This window comes from Nonomuraea rosea, assembly GCF_039539705.1.
In the GTDB taxonomy this organism is placed as follows: Bacteria; Actinomycetota; Actinomycetes; order Streptosporangiales; family Streptosporangiaceae; genus Nonomuraea; species Nonomuraea rosea.
Window position 1 is genome coordinate 118919 of sequence record NZ_BAABDQ010000030.1, and the last position, 17866, is coordinate 136784.

Below are 17866 nucleotides of genomic sequence, written 5' to 3' on the forward strand. Positions count from 1 at the left end.
CATATGAAGGTTAGCCTAACCTAATTCGATATGCCCTAACTGCCGTCTTGCCACGCGCGCCACAGCTGCGCGTATCGGCCGCCCAGAGCGACCAGTTCGTCGTGTGTCCCTTGCTCCACCACGCGTCCCGCGTCCAGCACGGCGATGCGGTCGGCCGCCATCGCCTGGGTCAGCCGGTGTGCCACGAGCAGCGTGGTGCGGTTCAGGCACGCGGCCGACACGGCTCGCTCCAGCTCGGCGGCGCCCTGACTGCCCGCCTCCGCGGTCGACTCGTCCAGCACCACCACCGGTGATCGGCCCAGCACCAGCCGGGCCAGCGCGATCTGGGCCACCTTGGTGCCGTCCAGGCGCTCGCCGCCCTCGCCGACCATGGTGGTCAGGCCGTCGGGCAGCGCCGCGACCCACGGCTCGGCGCCGACTGTGCGCAACGCGTCCATCAGCTCGGCGTCGGTCGCCTCGGGAGCGGCCAGGCGCAGGTCGTCGGCGAGCGAACCGGAGAACACGTGCGTCTCCTGCGTCAGGATGCTCACCAGGGCCCGCACTCCGGCCTCGTCGAGGCCGGCGAGGTCGGTCGATCCGATGCGCACGGATCCGGCCTGCGGGGTCCCGATGCCCGCGATCAGCGCGGCCAGCGTCGTCTTGCCCGCGCCCGTCGCCCCCACCAGGGCGAGCGAACCGCCTGCGGGGATCACCAGGTCGACGTCCAGCAGGACCGGGTGCTCGGAGCCGGGGTAGCTGAACGTCAGTCCTTCCACCGTCACCCGGTACGGCCCGGCGTCCGCGGACCCGGCGGCCGCGTGGCCCACCAGCCTGTCCTCCGCCGCCTCGCCCAGCACTCCGACCAGCCGGGTCAGGCTCGCGCCCGACTTCTGTGCCTCGTCGAAGGTGAACATGATGGCGCCCAGCGGATTGAACAGCCGGTGGAACAGCAGCGGGGCGACCGACGCCTCGCCCAAGGTGACGGCGCCGGCCTCCAGCAGGAGGTATCCCACCACGATGATGAGGACCAGCCCGATGAACTCGGCGCGGTTCTCCCTGCCGACGAACCGGCCGAAGAACCGGAACACTTCGACACCGAGATCGCGTACCCGCCACGACTCGCTGGTGACCTGCTCGCGGAAGGCGTTCTCCAGGCGGTAGGCCCGGACGGTGCCGATCCCGTTCAGGCCACTGATCAGCGCCTGCGCGCGATCGGCCTGGGCTTCGCGCTGCTTCTGGTAGAGCGGTGCGGATCGGGGGAGATACCAGCGCAGGGCCAGCCAGTACGCGGGCAGCGCGGCGGCGCCCGCCAGGCCGAGCCGCCAGTCCAGCCCGAACATGCCGATCGTGGCGATGACGACCAGCACACCCGCCGAGAACACCGTGGGGACGGCCGTCCGGATGCCCTTGGACACCACGGCCACATCGTCACCCACCCTGGACAGCACGTCGCCCCGGCCGACCTGCTCGATCCGCGCGCTGGGCATGCCCAGCACCGCCTGGACGGCGGCCTCCCGCAGTTTCGCGAGCAGATCCGCGCCCAGCCGCCCGATCAGGTACGTCGACGCCGCGATGGTCGCCGAGCCGAGCAGCGCGGCGGCCACCATCAGCATCCCGACGGTGACCAGGACCGACCGCGGTCCGCCCTCGACCACCCCGTCGACCACCTGGCCGAGCACGAAGACCGGCACCACCTGGAGCGCCGCCCCCGCCACCGTGGTGAGCACGCCGGCGCTCGTCAGCCAGGGCACCTCGCGGGTGTGCGCGGCCACCCATCGGGTGGCCTCGCGTCCGGTCGCCGTGCGCAGGATGGCCGAGGTGGCGCGCGTGCCGGTGGTGCTCACGCCCGGACCGTGGCGGCTCGGGGACAGGACGCGCTCAAGGACATCTCTAGCCGGCCGACTTGACGAGCTCGTCGATCGCGTACGGCAGCGACAGCAGCGTGCCCTGCGACATGGCCGCGCCGATCGCCGGCCCCTCGCTGTCCAGCAGGTAGGACACCTTGCCGTTCTTGACCGCGGGCAGGTTGGCGAACAACTCGAACTTCTTCAGCGCGTCCTGGTCGGCCTGGTCGGCGATGACGAAGATGCGGTCGACGTCGATCAGGTCGATGCGCTCGGGGGACAGCACGGTGTAGAAGCTGCCGCCCGCGATCTTGTCGATCTCCGTCGCGCCCTTGAAGCCGATGCCGGACACCAGCCGCCCGCGAACGTCGGTGGTGGTGAACGGCGCGACCGAGTTCTTGTACCAGGACACCGCGACCGCGGTCCGGTCCGCGAACTCCGGGTGCTCCTTACGAGCCGTGTCGAGCTGGTCCTGGATGCCCTGCACCAGCTTGGCGCCCTCGTCCGCCTTGCCGAGCGCCTTGGCGATGTGCGCCGCGTTGTCCTGCCACGGCGCGCTGAACGGCTCCTTCTCGCCCTTGGTGCGGCCCACCGTCGGGGCGATCTTGGAGAGCCGGTCGTAGGCGGCCTGGTCGATCTCGGAGTAGACCGCGATGATCAGATCGGGCCGCAGCGCGGCGATCTTCTCATAGTTCGGGCCGGAGTCCCCGTTGGTCATGATGACCTCGGGACGGGTGTCGCCCCACTTGTCCTTCACCCAGGGCCACTGGGTGTTGACGTCGGGAGTCTTGCCCGCCGGGTTCGGGTACTGATCGACCATGCCGACCGGCTTGATGCCGAAGGCGAGGATGGCCTGGTCGTCGGTGTAGCCGACGGAGACGACCCGCTCGGGGGCCTTGGCGATCTGGGTGGACCCGAACGCGTGCTCCACGGTGACCGGGAACACGCCACCTGTGGTGGTGGCCGCAGTAGCGCCGCTCGGCTTGTCCGCCGGCTCGGCGCCGCATCCCGCGACGAGGCCGGCGCCGAGGGCCGCAGCGGACAGCACCGCTGCGAACCGCCGCAAGGTTTTCGAAACCGTTGTCAGTTGGAGAAGCATCGAGAATCCCTTGCCTTTATGCAATTCGCTGCAACCCTGATGAGGAGCAGGGAAACCGTAACACGGAGAACTTAGGTGAGGCTAACCTCACTTTTATCTCCCTGGCCTGAGGTTGGCTCTCACCAGCAGATAGACCAGGAAAGGACCGCCGATCGCGGCGGTGACCACGCCGACCGGGAGGGTGAGCGGCAGCGCCGTACGCGCCACCAGGTCCGCACCGATCAGCAGCAGCGCGCCCACCAGCCCGGAGGCCACCATCGGAGGCGTCGGGTAACGCGCCAGGCGCATCGCCACCTGCGGCGCCACCAGCGCGACGAACGGGACCGGGCCCGCCGCGCTGACGGCCACACCGGCCAGCAGCACCGCGCACAACAGCAGGACCGCCCGCACCATCGAGTAGCGGACGCCCAGGCCCGCTGCGACGTCGTCGCCGAAGTGCAGCGGCCTGAGGTGGAACGCCACGCATGCCACGACGGCCATGAGGGCGAGCGTGCACCACAGCGCCACCCAGACCTCGCTCCACGAGCGGTTGTCCAGCGAGCCGACCAGCCACGCCTGAGCGCGGGCCACGTCGCGGATGTCGGCGGTGACCAGCAGCCAGGCCGTGATCGCCTCCATCACGGCGCTCACCGAGATGCCGATGAGGATGAGCCGGAGGCCGTTGATCCCGCGTCGCCAGGCCAGGAAGTACACCAGCAGACCGGTGCTGAGACCGCCCGCGAGTGCCGCCGCGGACAGGCCCACGGAGTTGACGACCGCCGTGGCGGCCCCGCCCGACACCGTCACCAGGAACACCGCGACCGCGCTCGCGCCGCCCGTGATCCCCAGAATGTCCGGGCTGGCCAGCGGGTTGCGCGCGATGGACTGCGTGATCGCTCCGGACATCCCCAGCGCGACCCCCACGACGAGCCCGGCCAGGGCGCGCGGCATCCGCAGATCCATGATCACGAACTCGTCGACCCGCTCGCCCTGGCCGAGGAGCGTGGCGATCACCTGGGGCAGGCTGATGGGGAAGTCCCCGACCCCGATGGACAGGCAGAACACGAGAAAGACCGCCGCCGCCAGCAGCAGCGTGACGAACACCATCCAGGGCCGCCACACGAACGACATGCGGCCGAGTCTCATGCCTGCTGTCACCGGCTGCTGCACCGCCGTCTCGTTCATACCGTCTTGAACTTTCCGCGCCACACCAGCGCCGCGAAGAACGGGGCGCCGACGAGGGCGACGACGACGCCGGCCTGCAACTCGCCCGGCCGTGTCACCACGCGCCCCACGATGTCGCAGCTCAGCAGGATGACGGCGCCGAGCAGGCCGGCGCACGGCACCAGCCAGCGATAGTCCGGCCCGGCGAGATACCGGGCCACGTGGGCCACCATGAGCCCGAGGAAGGCGATGGGGCCGCACGCCGCCGTCGTCGCGCCCGCCAGCAGGGTGATGGCGACGATGCCGATGGTCCGGCTCAGCCTGATGTTCACCCCGAGCCCTCGTGCCACGTCGTCACCCAGGTTGAGCAGGTTGATGGCCGGCAGTGTGGTCAGCGCCAGCACCAGCCCGGCCACGATGAACGCGGTCACCGGCCAGATGACGTCGAATCCGACGCCGGCCACCGTGCCCGCGTTCCAGAACCTCAGCGCGTTCAGTGACGCCTGGTCCGACAGCGCGACGGCCGTGGTCATCGCGGCCAGGAACACCGCGATGCCTTGCCCGGTCAGCGCGAGCGTCAACGGGCTGCCCGCCCCCCGGCCGATGCTCGCCAGCCCGAACACGACGACGCCGGCGACCGCCGCCCCCAGGAAGGCGAACCAGATGTACTGGTACGGATTGGAGAGCCCGAACAGGAGGACCACCGACACCACGGCGAACGAGGCGCCGGAGTTCACGCCCAGCAATCCCGTGTCGGCGATCGGATTGCGCGTGTACCCCTGGATCAGCGCTCCGCTGACCCCCAAGGCGATGCCCGCGACGATCGCGAGCACGGTCCTGGGCACCCGCACGGTCTCCACGATGAGCGTGATCTCGGTGAGGCGCTGGTCGGGCCCCGGCGCCGTGAACAACCCGTGCCACACCTCCGCGGGACTCAGCGCGCGCGCACCGACCGCTAACGACACCGCCCCCGCGACCAGGAGAATCACCACAAGCGTGGCCAAGCTCGCAACCCGCCGCCGGCGAGCCCCTGTGGCCTCGGGCGGGGGACGTTTCCCCACAGTCGTCATCATCCGACGTACGTTATTCCTTCGATCCACCGGGGACGCGCGGTCAGAAGGGCCGTCACGAGCCTCACCCCGGCGAGCCACTTTCCGATCTTCAAACTTAGGTAAGTCTATCCTTAGCCTGTGAGCCGACGGTAGGGACGGAGCAGGACTGCGATGGAGAGCACCTTCGCCCGGTACGGGTTGCCCGGCGAACCCGGCACCGACGCATTCTGGGCGGCGGCGGGGACACCCGCGTCGGTGCCCGCCGGCGGCGACGGCGGCTGGGCGACCCTGTTCCTGTGGCGCGGATCCCCGGCGAGCATCGGCTTCGAGAGCTGGTCGGAGCCGGTCGCCCTGCGCCGATGGCGCAGCACGGACTGCTGGTACGCCGAGGTGGCCATGCCCGCGCGGCTGCGGGTGACCTACCAGTTCCGCACGGACGACGCGGTGTACGCCGACCCGTTCAACCCGATCGGGGCGGGCGGTGACCGGTCCATCGCCGCGACCCCGGACGCCCCTGCTCAGCCGCACTGGCCCGCCGTCGGCGCCGACGACGTCCTGCCTCTGCCACGCACCCGTATCCGGTGGACCAGCGACCGGCTCGGCGGACGGCGCACCGTGCGCGTCCACCCTGCGGGCGGCGGCGGGCCGATGGTCCTGCTGCTCGACGGGGACGACTGGCTGTACCTGCACCCGGCCATGACCGCGTTCGACGCGGCCGTCGCCCAGGGGGAGATGCCCGCTGTCACGCTCGTCTTCCTGCCGGCCCAGGCCAGAGAGGCCGAGTTCGGGTGCAGGCCCGAACTGTGGGAGGCGATCGGGGAGGAGCTGCTGCCACTGGTGGCCGAATGCGGCCTACCCGCTGATCGGGAGCGGCTGGTGGTCGCCGGGCAGAGCCTCGGGGGACTGAGCGCGATGTACGCGGCACTGGAGTTCCCTGATCTGGTCTCCGGCGTCGCCTGCCAGTCGGCGTCGTTCTGGTGGACACCCGATGCCATGGAGGCGGCCGACCCCATGGGCGGCCCGGTCGGCGGTGCCATCGCCGCGCGCCTGCGGGAGCGTACGGACCTGTCCGGGCTGCGGGTCGCGTTCGACGTGGGGGAGCACGAGACGCGGATGCTCCCGCACTGCGAGCTGGTCGAGGACCTGGCCGGACAGGCCGGTGCGACCGTGCGCGTCTCGCGGTCGGCCTCGGGCCACGATCGAGCCGGCTGGCGCCACGCCCTGCTCAGAGACGTCGCCTGGGTGCTCGCCCAGACGTAGCCGGCCGATCATGCGGGGGGTGGCCGCCGATCCGGCGGCCACCCCGGCGGAGGTCAGCGCGAGAACTCGTACGCGCGGCGGCCGCTGTCGCTCAGCCGGCCGGCCACCGCGTCGACGATCTCGCCGGCCCGTACGGCGGTGTTGGACAGCAGCGTCGAGGCCAGGCCATGGGTGTGCTCGGTGGCTCCCTGCACGTAGATGCCACAGCGCAGGCGAGCGGAGGTGGCGATCCGGTAGTCGCGCTCGATGCGCAGGGCGCCCGAGGGCAGCCGCTCGCAGTGATCGCCGACGGCGCCCAGCAGGGTCATCGGGTCGGCCGGCCGGTAGCCGGTGGCGTAGACGAGCGCGTCGGCCTCCAGGACGGTGCGCTCCCCGGTGGGCAGGAACTCGACGGTGGCGCGCACGCACCCGGCGTCCCGGGCGACCTTGACGACCCTGGAGGCGTTGAGGATGCGCAGCCGCTGCTTGCCCTGGACCTTCTCCTGGTAGTGCCTGCGGTACAGCTCGTCGATGAGGTCGAGGTCGACCACGGAGTAGTTGGTGGAGGCGTGGTAGGTGCGCAGGCTGTCCTTGACCGTCTCGGGCGCGTTGAAGTACTGGTCGACCGCGACGGGGTCGAAGATGCGGTTGGCGAAGGAGCTGTCGTCGGCGGGGGTGTAGCCGTATTTGGAGAACACCGCGCACACCTCGGCGCCGGGGAAGTGGCCGTGCAGGTGGTCGGTCACCTCGGCGGCGCTCTGGCCGGCGCCGACCACCACCAACCGGCGGGGCGCCGTGATCGAGGGAAGCCTGTCCAGGAATTCCTCACTGTGCCAAATGCGTTCGTCGCCGGCCATCCCGTCAGGTAGCGCGGGAACCAGCCCGACGGCGACGATCAGGTTGCGGGTGCGGCGGGTGCTGAGCTCCCCGTCACCCTGACGGACGACCACGTCGAGGTACTCCACCGCGCCGTCGACGGTGACGGGAGTGACCGCGACGACTTCTGAGGCGTACTCGACCTGGTCGGCGAACGGTGCCGCGGCCCACTCCAGGTAATCGTGGAACTCCACACGGGAGGGGAACATCGTCTTGTGATTGATGAAGTCCAGCATCCGGTCGCGCGCCTTGAGATAGGACAGAAAGCTGAATTCGCTGGTGGGATCGCGCATGGTGACCAGGTCCTTGAGAAAGGAGACCTGCATCGTGGTGCCTTCGAGGAGCATGCCGCGGTGCCATCCGAAAGAGGGCTGCTTCTCCAGGAACACCGCGTCGATCGGCTGGCCGGTACGCGCCTGACGCTCGCGCAGCGCGATGGCCAGGGCGAGGTTGGAAGGTCCGAAACCGATGCCGACGAGGTCGTGGACGGGCTGCTCGACAGTGGGCATTGAGGGCCTTTCGAGAGAGCGATCCGGGGTCGGGTCCATGGGTGGAATCAAAGTCCGACTTAGGTTAGGCTCACCTAATTAAAGCGAGCCTAACCTCTATCCACTCACCTCACAAGGAGAGCGCTGATGCGGGTCGTGACGTTCGGGTACCAGACCTGGGGGCATCGCACCCTTCAAGCCCTGCTGGACTCCGGGCACGACGTGGTCCTGGCGGTCACCCACCCCCAGAGCGACCACGCCTACGAGAAGATCTGGAGCGACTCGGTGGCGGAGCTGGCCGAGGCTCACAACGTCCCGGTCCTGCTGCGCAACCGCCCCGACGACGACCTGCTGCTCACCCTCAAGGAAGTAGAGCCTGACCTCATCGTCGCCAACAACTGGCGCACCTGGATCCCGCCGCAGATCATCAACCTTCCCCGGCACGGGATCCTCAACGTGCACGACTCGCTGCTTCCGGCCTACGCCGGCTTCTCCCCGCTCATCTGGGCGCTCATCAACGGCGAGAAGGAGGTCGGCGTCACCGCCCACATGATGAACGCCGAACTGGACGCGGGGGACATCGTGGCGCAGCGCGCCATCCCGGTCGGCCCGGACGACACCACCACCGACCTGTTCCACCGCACCGTCGACCTCATCGCCCCCATCGTCGTGGAGGCCCTGGACCTCATCGCCTCAGGCCGCACCGACTGGACGCCCCAGGACCGCTCCCGGGCCAGCTTCTTCCACAAGCGCTCGATCGAGGACGGCAACATCGACTGGAGCTGGCCCGCCGAGGACATCGAACGGCTGGTGCGGGCCCAGTCCGACCCCTATCCCAACGCTTTCACGTACTACAAGGGCGAGCGCATCCGCGTCCTGAAGTCCTCGGTCTCCCAGGGCATCTACGGTGGCACGCCCGGCCGGGTGTTCATCCGCGAAGGCGACGGCATCGTCATCGTCGCCGGCGCCGAGGCCCGCCGTGGCCGCAGCCACGGCCTGGTGATCGAACGGGTCCGCACCGAGGACGGCACCGACCTACCGGCCGATGAGGTGTTCAAGGCCATGGGCGGCTACCTGGCCCGCCACCCCTGAGCGGCTCCGGCCCGTCAGATCCGGCCCGTCAGATCCGGCCCGTCAGATCCAGCCGCGTTCCCGGGCCGCCAGCCCCGCCTGGAAGCGGGTGACGGCGTTCAGGTCCCGCATGACGGCGTGGATGCGGCGCTGCACCGTGCGCAGCCCGAGCCCCAGCGCCCGCGCGATGGCCTCGTCCGTCAGCCCGCCCGCGAGCAGCGCCAGCAGGTCTGTGGTCAGTTCGTCGGGTCCGCCCGGGGAAGGCTCTTCCCCGGGCGGACCCGCCGGGGACGGCCGCGCCGCGCGTAACGGGAACCCCCGCTGCCATTCGTGCTCGAACAACGCGATCAGCGCGTCGAGCAGCGCGGAGGAGTGCAGGATGAACGCGGCGTCGATCGAGTAGGCCCCGTTGCGGATGGGGATCAGCGCGAGCGCGTCGTCGGCGATCCACATCTTGGCCGCCGCCCCGGCCACCACGCGCGACTTCTCGCCGTGCGCCGCCGCGTCCTGGATGAGCCGCAGCCTGCCGGGGAGCGCCAGCACCTCCAGGTCGTACACGCTGCGGTAGTCGATGCCGTCCCTGAGCATCCGGCGCTCGCGCTCGACGTTGTCGGCGTGGCCGCGCATGACGTACGGGGGCTTGTCGATGTTGCGGAACCTGACCTGGGCGCTGTCCTGCAGCGCGTACGCCCGGTTGATGATGTTGTCGGTGCCCGTGACGACCTCGACCTGCTCGGCCGGGTGCGCGGCGTACCGGGAGGCCAGGTTGAAGGACGTGGTCAGCTCGTGGATGGCCGTGCGCACCTGGTGGAGCTCGTCCTCCTGGCGGGCGAGCAGCGGCCGGATGGCGATGTCGGGGGCGACGGCGACGTAACGGGCGCGGCGGCCCGGCAGCCTGCTGACCAGGCCGCGCCGGGCGAAGGCGGCCAGCGTGCGGGCGGCCAGGAGGGTGGAGACGCCGCAGTGGGTGGCGAGCTCGGCGGCGGAGGATCGCGGGTTCTCGACGAGCACCGCGTACAGGCGGCTCTCGGCCGGTGACAGGCCGATCGCTTCGAGCATTGGCGCCCTCTCCCCAATGGCGGGTTGCCGCCACCTGGCGGGTTTTGGCCCGTTAGGCGGACTTGTGCCCTGACAGATTCCCAGATTAGGTCAGCGAAGAAACGATCTCCATCGCGCGCGGGCCTCGATGCCCGGTCTTTCTCATGTCTGGAGCTTGTCGTGCGCATGCTGTCCACCCCCCGGTGCCGCAGACTCGGGGCCTTACTCGCGGCGTTCCTCGCCGTGCCTCTCGTCGTCGCCCCCCGACCGGCCGTCGCCACCCCGCCGGCGAAGGCGGTCACACCTCCGAAAGCAGCCGTACCGGCGCCGGTCAGGATCACGCTGATCACCGGGGACACCGTCACCTACGCGAAGGACGCCGCGGGACACGCGTCGGTCACCCTGGACCCCCGCGAGGGGGCCGAGGCGCGGAGGTATCAGGCGCAGCAGGACGATCACGGCTACTACGTGATCCCCGCTGACGCCGGGCCTTACGTCAACAGCGGCCTGCTGGACAAGGAGCTGTTCAACGTTGACTACCTGGCCGCCAACGGCTATGGCGATGCCACGTCCGCCCAGCTCCCGCTCATCGTCCAGTACCGGCCGCAGACCAAGGCGAGCGACCTGGCGCCCCAGGCCCGCACGCTGAAGGGCGGCACGGAGCCGCTGATCCTGAAGAGCGTCGACGGCGCCGCGATCAAGGTGGACAAGAAGCAGGCCACCGCGTTCTGGCAGTCACTCGGGCAGGCCAGATCGCTGGCGAACGCCCCGAGCAAGGTGTGGCTCGACGGCAAGGTGAAGGCGCTCGACGACGTCAGCAACCCGCAGGTCGGCGCCCCCGCCGCCTGGGCGGCCGGGTACGACGGCACCGGCGCCAAGGTCGGCGTCATCGACACCGGCTTCGACCCCACGCACCCCGACCTCCAGGGCAGCGTGGACGCGGCCCGCAACTTCGTCCCGGCCGGCATGCCGGGCGGCGGCGACCCGGACGACGCCACCGACCGGCAGGGCCACGGCACTCACGTCGCCTCCACCATCGCCGGCAGCGGCGCGGCCTCGAACGGCAAGTACAAGGGCGTCGCACCCGGCGCCCGGCTGACCATCGCCAAGGCGCTGGACGACACCGGCAGCGGCAACAACTCGGAGATCATCGCCGCGATGGAGTGGCAGGCGGCCACCGCCCGCGCCCGGGTGGTGAACATGAGCCTGGGCAGCAACAACCCGACCGACGGCACCGACCCGCTGAGCCAGGCGGCCAACGACCTGACCGCCGAATACGGCACGCTGTTCGTGGTCGCGGCGGGCAACTCGGGCCCCGGCCGCTACACCGTGGCCTCGCCCGGCGCGGCGGCGTCGGCGCTGACCGTCGGGGCGGTGGACTCCTCCGACAAGATCGCCTCGTTCTCCAGCCGCGGCCCGCGCCTGGGCGACGACTTCGCGATCAAGCCGGAGATCACCGCGCCCGGCGTCAACATCATCGCGGCCCGCGCGAAGGGCACCTCGCTGGGCGAGGGCAGCAGCGTCCCCGGCGGCGGCCCGATCGACGACCACTACACCGCGGCGTCCGGCACCTCGATGGCCACCCCGCACGTGGCGGCGTCGGCGGGCATCCTGGCCGCCCAGCACCCCGACTGGACGGCCGGCCAGCTCAAGACCGCGCTGACGGGCACCGCCGAGCCGGGTGCGGCGACCGTCTACGAGCAGGGCGCCGGCCGGCTCGACATCGGGCAGGCCGTCACCCAGCAGGTGTTCGACGACCTCGCGACGGTGCACGCCGGGTTCACCGACCCGTACACCGGACAGACGCTGAGCAGGAAGGTCACCTTCCGCAACACCGGCAAGGACCCCGTCACGCTGGATCTGAAGCTGGCGCTGAAGCGCGGCGACGCGGACCCGCCCGCCGGGATGGCCACGCTCACCCCGTCGTCGCTGACCGTCCCCGCGGGTGGCACCGCGAGCGCGGACCTGACCATCGAGCCGTCGCTCGGCGACGCCGGCTGGTACGAGGGCCGCCTGACGGCCACCGCGGGCATGGCGGGCACGGCGGGCACGGCGGGCACGGCGGGCACGGCGGGCACGGCGGGCACGGCGGGCACGGCCAGGCTGACCGCGCCGATCGCGTTCCGCAAGCAGGCCAAGATGAACACCGTTCGCGTCAGGATGGTCGGCAGGCCCGAGTGGACGCTGAACCCGGACACCGCCACCGCCCTGCGGGTCAGCGACACCGACCCGCTGCTCGAAGGCGAGCCGATGACCGTGTACGGGCCGGCCTGGCGGGCCACGGACACGCCCGGCACGGTGGAGACCGCGTTCAAGCTGGCCCACGGCGGCGTGTACTCCATCTCCGCCATGCCCTGGTGGTTCACCAAGCCGGACCGCGACCTCCAGTACGCCCTGCTGCTCGCCCCCGAGGTCAAGCTGGACGCCGACACCACGGTGACCCTGGACGCGACCGACGTCGAGCCGATCCAGATCACCACGCCGCGCCCGTCGGAGCCGGTGTTCCTCAACGTGATGCCCACCCGCACGACGGCCTCGGGCAAGCTGTACGCGGGCGCGGCGCTGCTCAGCTACGAGCCGGTCAACAGGGGCAGATTCTGGGTCACGCCGGTCAAGAAGGCGCCCACGGTGGGCTCGTCCCTGCTGCTGTTCGACCAGATCCACCGCACCCCGGAGGTCGAGCTGACCGTGCCGGGCGTCAAGCTGCGGCCCGTCTACGTCAGCGAGCACGACGCGCGGGTGCCCAAGTTCGCGGCGGACCGGCGGCTGAGCCTGGCCACCGGCGAGGACCTGCGCGGCGGCGCGGACGTGCGCGGCAAGCTCCTCCACCTCCCGGCCAGGGACTCGCTGCCGTTGCTGCTGGCGGACCTGGACCTGGCCATCAAGGGGCAGGCGGCGGGGGTGGTGACCAGCGACCGGTTCGCCTGGCTGCTGTCCTCCGAGGTGTACGCGGCGCACAACAAGCTGCCGATCCTGTGGGTCGACAGCGCCGAGGCCGATCAGCTCGGCCAGGCGCTGGCCCGCAAGCCGTACCTGAACGCCGCTCTGCGGGTCACGCCGACGGCCTCGTACGAGTACAAGATGGCCTACTACGTGAAGGGCGCCACGGCGGGGCGGCTGAGCTACGCGCCGAAGGCCCGCGACCTCGTCGAGATCGACACCACGTACCACGCGCGGTTCGCCCCGAAGCAGGGCGCCTTCGGCCCGTATTCGGACTTCACCGAGGTCGACCACACCTACACCGACGAGCAGCGCTTCAGCATCCGGGGCTCGCACGCCTTCTCCGGGCCGACGGCCAGGACCGAGTACTACAACGTGACCGGGCGGGACGTGCTGTGGGAGCGCGGCTACTCCTTCTACGACCCCGCCTCGGCCGACGGGCGCGCCGCCGCGTCCTACCGCGGCTTCGCCCGCGCCGGCCAGGAGCGGGAGGACTGGAACGAGGTCATCCTGCCCACGCAGTTCACGCCGGGGCCGGACCTGCCCGGCTGGGAGTTCGATCCGGGCGTCTACTGCGACGGATGCCGTCAGGGCGACCGGCTGCGGCTGCGGGCGCTCAGCCCGGTGGGCTTCGGCTACTACGCCGACGCCTCCGATCCCAGCCATACCTACCAGGGCGCTCCCGGTACGGAGGAGGTGCGCCTGTTCAGCGGGGACACCGAGGTCACGGCGCAGTACGACGACCTGGGCGTGCCCTACTACACCGTGCCCGCCGGGCCGGGGACGTACCGGCTGACGGACTCGTGGAAGGACGGGTTCACCGGCGAGCACGGCGGCACCAGCGTCGAGTCGACGTGGACGTTCCGCTCGGCGCGGCCGGCCGCCGGCGACGCGACGTTCCCCTGCCTGGACACCGTGCTGTGGGGCGACGAGCAGCCGTGCGCCCAGGTGCCGATGATCAGGCTCACGTACGAGCTGAAGCTGCCCGCGGACGACACCGTGAAGGGGGGCGGCCTGTTCACCTTCACCGTCAAGGCCGAGGGCGGCCGGTCGCCGTCTGTCCGGAACGTCTGGATCTCCGCTGACCGGGGCGCGCACTGGGCCAAGGCCACGGTGCTGCCCGGCGGCAAGGTGCTCGCGCTCAACCCCAAGGGGCCGGGCAGCGTGTCGATCAAGGTGGGGGCGAGGGACAAGGACGGCAACTCGGTCGAGCAGGTGATCGCCGACGCCTACCTGGTCAGATAATCTCGTCGGCCCGCACATGAACCGAATAAGCTGATCTACATTGTAAAGGCGCGGGCTTGCGTCCTGGTCGCGTGACCAAGACGCAAGCCCGCACCGAGATCGTCTAGTTGAAGCAATCTTGCTTGTAGAGCGCGATGCCGTACTCGGTGACCTTGCCGCGCGTGACGCCGAAGCTGTAGTAAGCCTTCTTGTTGCCGGGGACCTTGATCACGTAGTAGTCGTGGACGTCCTGCTTGATGTGCGGGTAGGCGGCCTTCAACTGCTTGGCGGTGGAGCCGATCTTGATGCCTTCGGGAGTCTGCATCCCCTTCTGGGCGAAAATGGCGGCCAGCCCCACGCGCGGCGAGATGTAGATGCCCACCGAGTCCTTCGGAGTCGGGAACTTCTTCAGGTCCCAGCCGGAGCAGCCGCCGCCGCCGGGCATCTTCTTGGCCACAGCCCCCGTCGCCGTGGCCTGCTTGGCGGTCATGCCGAGCTTGACGGCACCGTAACCGTAGGCACCGAGCGTCGTCGGCTTCGCCTGGGCGACCGCCGCTGTGGCGCCGGAGACCAGCAGCGAGCCGGCAAGGAGGGAGGCCCCGATCATCGTCTTCATCATGTCTGCTTTGACTCCGAAGCACCGGTAAAGGTTCTGCATCACGATCAACGGTTTGATCGCGGGATCAGCCCTTGTAGTTGAAGACCTGACGCAGCGTGTGCTGCACGGTGACGAGGTCCTTCTGATCCTCCATGACCTGGTCGATCGACTTGTACGCCTCCGGGTGCTCGTCCACCAGAGCCCCGGCGCGGTCGGCGTTCCAGGTGCGGGTGCCCATGACCTCGGCGAGCGACGCGGCGGTGAGCTTCTTGCGCGCCTCAGTACGCGACATGCGCCGCCCTGCGCCGTGGGAGCAGGAGTGGTACGAGGCGGCGCTGCCCAGCCCGGTCACGATGTAGGAGCGGGTGCCCATCGAGCCGGGGATGATGCCCTCGTCTCCGGCATCGGCCTTGATGGCTCCCTTGCGGGTGATCCACATGTCGCGGCCGTGGTGGCGTTCCATCTGGGTGAAGTTGTGGTGGGCGTTGATCGTGCGCAGGGCGGAACCGTGGCCGACGATCTGGAACAGGGAGGCGACCAGCACTTCGGCCATGCGGGCGCGTGAGGCCATGGCGTAGCGCTGGGCCCACAGCATGTCCTCGATGTAGGCGGTGAACTGCGGGGTTCCCTGGACGAGGTAGGCCAGGTCCGGGTCTTCCAGTGTGATGAAGTACTGGGCCATCAGCTTCTTGGCCGCGCCGATGTGCATGGTGGCGAGCTGGTTGCCGATGCCGCGCGAGCCGGAGTGCAGCACCGTCCACACGTGATCGCGCTCGTCCAGGCAGACCTCGACGAAGTGGTTGCCGGAGCCGAGCGTCCCGAACTGGGAGATGACCGTGCGCTCCTGCTTGCTCGTCAAGGAGGTGTGCGGCGTGCCGACCGCGTCGAGCGAGGCGTCGGTGCGCGGGTCACCATGGCCCTGGCCGACGCCGGCCGGGATGCGCTGCTCGATGAGCGGCATGAGCGCGGCCAGGGTGTCGGGCAGGTCCGCGGCGGTCAGGTCGGTTTCGGTGGCGACCATGCCGCAGCCGATGTCCACGCCCACGGCCGAGGGGATGATGGCGCCCTGCGTGGGGATGACGGAGCCGACGGTGGCGCCCATGCCGATGTGCGCGTCGGGCATCAGCGCGACGTGGCTGGGGACGAAGGGCAGGCGGGCGGCGCGGGCGGCTTGTTCGATGGTGCCCGGCTCGATGTCGCTCGCCCAGGAGATGAGGCCGGGTGCTACCTGCTGCGGCATGACGGGCCGCCCTTCTGCTCGATGATCTCGTGGCAGCGTACGCGACTGGAACGTGATGATCGCTACTGGTTTGTTGGGAGAAGCCGGGGTCCGAGGCCCGAGGACGTGGCCGGTTTCGAGCGCCCTAGCCATGATCGTTTGGGGCCCGCATGATCGTGGTTGCGGAGGTATGGTGATGATTTCCCGAAATTTCCGGCGGGCGGTCACCCCTTACCCGAAAGCGAACACCATGGGCGAGAGTCAGCAGCCAACCCCCTTCCGCCCCGACGGGATCCGTGTCTCGCATGACGAGCGCGAAGCGGTGGTGGAGCGGCTGAACACGGCGGCGGCCGAAGGCCGGCTCGACTTCAGCGAGCTGGAAGTGCGGCTGGATCTGGCGCTGAACGCCAAGACCTACGCCGACCTGGCGCCCCTCACCGCCGATCTGCCGCCGGATATTCCTCTGGAGCCGCTCGTCCTCAAGGGCGGCATGAACGGCGCGTCCCGGACCGGGCAGTGGCGGGTGCCCCCGCAGATCACCGTGTACGGCGGCATGGGCAGCGTCAAGCTCGACTTCACCCAGACCTCATGCCGGCTGCCCGAGATCGCGATAGAAGTGCACGGGCAGACCGGCGGTGTCACGATCATCATCCCCGACGGGTGGGTGGCGGAGACCTCGCAGATGAATCCGGGACTCGGCGGCTTCAGGGACAAGACCACGCCGGAGCGTCTCCCAGGAACGCCGCAGGTCCGCCTCACCGGCAGCGGCGGCGCCGGAGGCGTGGTCATCCGCCACTCGAACAGCTGGGAACGCCGAGGGCAGCGACGCGCTCAGGGGCATTGAGCGACGGCACCGGCCCTCCCTCTGTACGAGGCCGCCGGCCCGAGCGCCTGGTACGGCTACGCCGATGGCGGCTGATCGTCGCCAAGCTGGCGAAGCCCGAGATCGCGCCGGATATCGTCGGTCGAGCGCATTTGAGCCCGGACGACCAAGTGCTCGAAGAACACCATGTATCCCATATGCCGGATCTCCGCTTCCCTGCGGATAAAGGGCGCCAGAATCTCCCAGAACTTCGGAATACTCTCCCCGAAGAAGCCGAGAATGAGCTCTTCGGACACCGCTCCGTGGGCGATGAGCAGCCCGGCGTTGTCGAACAAGAACCCGATCTTGCGGATCGCGGAGCGGGCGGGATCGGGCAGGCCTGATACGCCCCGCTCCGGCGAGTGGTCTTCGGCCAGGCGCTCGAAGATGTAGTCCCGGGCCTCGAACCATTCCGGGCTTCGGGCTTCCTGGAAGGTGCCCAGCACCACCGGCAGGAGCGCTTGGCGGGCCATCGAGCGTGTCTGCCGTACCGCGATGGCGACCGCCGCCACTGCGGCGGCTGCGCTGGCGATGCTCACAGCGAGGGAAATGTCCACCCTGCCTAAATACGCGCGGTCCCGCCATCGCGCCAGGGGCGATCATTTCGGGAGGCGAAATGCGCGTCCGCAAACGCCGTCCCGACGCCCAGCGCAATGCAACAATCGCCGCATGGGCCGCTATCGTCCGCTTCGAGAGGACTGGGGAACATGGCCAGAGCCAACATGTACGAAGACACCATGGTGCGCTATGACGCGATGATCGATCTGCTCCGGGAGAACCTCGAACAGGCCAGAAAGACCAACGAGCTCTTGGGCGAGCTCATCGCGTCGATCAATAAGAGCGCCTCATAAGAGAGCATCACGCAGAGTAGGGGCTCGTCCCGGCGATTCCGCACCCTCGCTACGATGCGTCACCTCGATACAGCGCACTTAGAAATCTACATTGTAAAGGCGACGGATCCTCTGAAACCGACGACCCCGCCGTTCAAGAAGAGCTGACAAGGTCATGGACAGCCTCGGCGAACGGGCGGACCCGGGCCGTCGCCCTGTCGGCCCGCCACAGCAGGCCCCACTGCAGTGGCGGGGCGTGGCTGATGGGGATGTAGGCGACGTCGGGCCGCGCGTAGTAGCGCCTGGCCTGGGGCGCCGACGGGGAAGGCGCCGTGGCCGGCGCCGATGAGGGTGAGCATCTCGT

Annotated in this window: 14 protein-coding genes; 5 read left to right on the top strand and 9 right to left on the bottom strand. The window is 69.8% G+C overall.

What is annotated here, in order from left to right; all coding sequences use genetic code 11:
- Window positions 1-35: 35 nt before the first annotated feature.
- The 4 genes from ABEA43_RS46475 to ABEA43_RS46490 form a co-directional block, all read right to left on the bottom strand.
- A complete protein-coding gene (locus ABEA43_RS46475; protein ID WP_345572489.1) occupies window positions 36-1823 on the bottom strand; it encodes an ABC transporter ATP-binding protein in 1788 nt (595 codons plus the stop codon).
- 46 nt (window positions 1824-1869) lie between these two features.
- Window positions 1870-2889 (bottom strand): iron-siderophore ABC transporter substrate-binding protein, encoded by a 1020-nt coding sequence (locus tag ABEA43_RS46480; RefSeq protein ID WP_345572490.1) that lies wholly within the window; start codon window positions 2887-2889, stop codon window positions 1870-1872.
- A 126-nt stretch (window positions 2890-3015) separates the two neighbouring features.
- Window positions 3016-4086 (bottom strand): FecCD family ABC transporter permease, encoded by a 1071-nt coding sequence (locus ABEA43_RS46485; RefSeq protein WP_345572491.1) that lies wholly within the window; start codon window positions 4084-4086, stop codon window positions 3016-3018.
- Window positions 4083-5069: a FecCD family ABC transporter permease gene (locus ABEA43_RS46490; RefSeq protein WP_345572492.1), complete on the bottom strand. Its 987-nt coding sequence runs from the start codon at window positions 5067-5069 to the stop codon at window positions 4083-4085. The genes ABEA43_RS46485 and ABEA43_RS46490 overlap by 4 nt, the downstream gene beginning before the upstream one ends.
- A 219-nt stretch (window positions 5070-5288) precedes the next feature.
- On the opposite strand from ABEA43_RS46490, the gene ABEA43_RS46495 reads away from it, so the two are divergent.
- Window positions 5289-6377, top strand: coding sequence for an alpha/beta hydrolase-fold protein (locus tag ABEA43_RS46495; protein ID WP_345572493.1), 1089 nt, complete (start codon window positions 5289-5291; stop codon window positions 6375-6377).
- A 53-nt stretch (window positions 6378-6430) separates the two neighbouring features.
- Here the strand turns inward: ABEA43_RS46495 and ABEA43_RS46500 are convergent, their stop codons facing one another.
- A complete protein-coding gene (locus ABEA43_RS46500) occupies window positions 6431-7741 on the bottom strand; it encodes a lysine N(6)-hydroxylase/L-ornithine N(5)-oxygenase family protein (RefSeq protein WP_345572494.1) in 1311 nt (436 codons plus the stop codon).
- A gap of 126 nt (window positions 7742-7867) precedes the next feature.
- Here ABEA43_RS46500 and ABEA43_RS46505 point away from each other — a divergent pair, with 126 nt between their 5' ends.
- Window positions 7868-8812: a methionyl-tRNA formyltransferase gene (locus tag ABEA43_RS46505; protein WP_345572495.1), complete on the top strand. Its 945-nt coding sequence runs from the start codon at window positions 7868-7870 to the stop codon at window positions 8810-8812.
- Between the two features lie 42 nt (window positions 8813-8854).
- Here the strand turns inward: ABEA43_RS46505 and ABEA43_RS46510 are convergent, their stop codons facing one another.
- A complete protein-coding gene (locus tag ABEA43_RS46510; protein ID WP_345572496.1) occupies window positions 8855-9850 on the bottom strand; it encodes a helix-turn-helix domain-containing protein in 996 nt (331 codons plus the stop codon).
- A 165-nt stretch (window positions 9851-10015) separates the two neighbouring features.
- Between ABEA43_RS46510 and ABEA43_RS46515 the strand changes: the two genes are divergently transcribed.
- On the top strand, window positions 10016-14014 hold the full coding sequence (locus tag ABEA43_RS46515) for a S8 family peptidase (protein ID WP_345572528.1): 3999 nt from the start codon (window positions 10016-10018) through the stop codon (window positions 14012-14014).
- A gap of 103 nt (window positions 14015-14117) precedes the next feature.
- On the opposite strand, the gene ABEA43_RS46520 is transcribed toward ABEA43_RS46515, so the two are convergent.
- Window positions 14118-14651, bottom strand: a complete 534-nt coding sequence (locus tag ABEA43_RS46520) for a hypothetical protein (protein WP_345572529.1) — start codon at window positions 14649-14651, stop codon at window positions 14118-14120.
- A gap of 25 nt (window positions 14652-14676) precedes the next feature.
- Complete coding sequence (locus ABEA43_RS46525) at window positions 14677-15831, bottom strand: RtcB family protein (protein WP_345572497.1); 1155 nt, start codon at window positions 15829-15831, stop codon at window positions 14677-14679.
- 175 nt (window positions 15832-16006) lie between these two features.
- Between ABEA43_RS46525 and ABEA43_RS46530 the strand changes: the two genes are divergently transcribed.
- Window positions 16007-16654, top strand: a complete 648-nt coding sequence (locus tag ABEA43_RS46530; protein WP_345572498.1) for a DUF1707 SHOCT-like domain-containing protein — start codon at window positions 16007-16009, stop codon at window positions 16652-16654.
- A 56-nt stretch (window positions 16655-16710) separates the two neighbouring features.
- Here ABEA43_RS46530 and ABEA43_RS46535 read toward each other — a convergent pair whose 3' ends face one another.
- Entirely contained in the window at window positions 16711-17229 is a 519-nt protein-coding gene (locus tag ABEA43_RS46535; protein WP_345572499.1) for a DUF4760 domain-containing protein, read from the bottom strand.
- A gap of 150 nt (window positions 17230-17379) precedes the next feature.
- Between ABEA43_RS46535 and ABEA43_RS46540 the strand changes: the two genes are divergently transcribed.
- On the top strand, window positions 17380-17523 hold the full coding sequence (locus tag ABEA43_RS46540) for a hypothetical protein (protein ID WP_345572500.1): 144 nt from the start codon (window positions 17380-17382) through the stop codon (window positions 17521-17523).
- Window positions 17524-17866 lie beyond the last annotated feature (343 nt).

What these genes read in the sequence shown, in the direction of transcription:
- ABEA43_RS46485 (WP_345572491.1), bottom strand. Translation starts at nt 4,086, where the DNA reads ATGAACGAGACGGCGGTGCAGCAGCCGGTGACAGCAGGCATGAGACTC.
- ABEA43_RS46495 (WP_345572493.1), top strand. Translation starts at nt 5,289, where the DNA reads ATGGAGAGCACCTTCGCCCGGTACGGGTTGCCCGGCGAACCCGGCACC.
- ABEA43_RS46500 (WP_345572494.1), bottom strand. Translation starts at nt 7,741, where the DNA reads ATGCCCACTGTCGAGCAGCCCGTCCACGACCTCGTCGGCATCGGTTTC.
- ABEA43_RS46505 (WP_345572495.1), top strand. Translation starts at nt 7,868, where the DNA reads ATGCGGGTCGTGACGTTCGGGTACCAGACCTGGGGGCATCGCACCCTT.
- ABEA43_RS46510 (WP_345572496.1), bottom strand. Translation starts at nt 9,850, where the DNA reads ATGCTCGAAGCGATCGGCCTGTCACCGGCCGAGAGCCGCCTGTACGCG.
- ABEA43_RS46515 (WP_345572528.1), top strand. Translation starts at nt 10,016, where the DNA reads ATGCTGTCCACCCCCCGGTGCCGCAGACTCGGGGCCTTACTCGCGGCG.
- ABEA43_RS46520 (WP_345572529.1), bottom strand. Translation starts at nt 14,651, where the DNA reads ATGCAGAACCTTTACCGGTGCTTCGGAGTCAAAGCAGACATGATGAAG.
- ABEA43_RS46525 (WP_345572497.1), bottom strand. Translation starts at nt 15,831, where the DNA reads ATGCCGCAGCAGGTAGCACCCGGCCTCATCTCCTGGGCGAGCGACATC.
- ABEA43_RS46530 (WP_345572498.1), top strand. Translation starts at nt 16,007, where the DNA reads ATGATTTCCCGAAATTTCCGGCGGGCGGTCACCCCTTACCCGAAAGCG.
- ABEA43_RS46540 (WP_345572500.1), top strand. Translation starts at nt 17,380, where the DNA reads ATGGCCAGAGCCAACATGTACGAAGACACCATGGTGCGCTATGACGCG.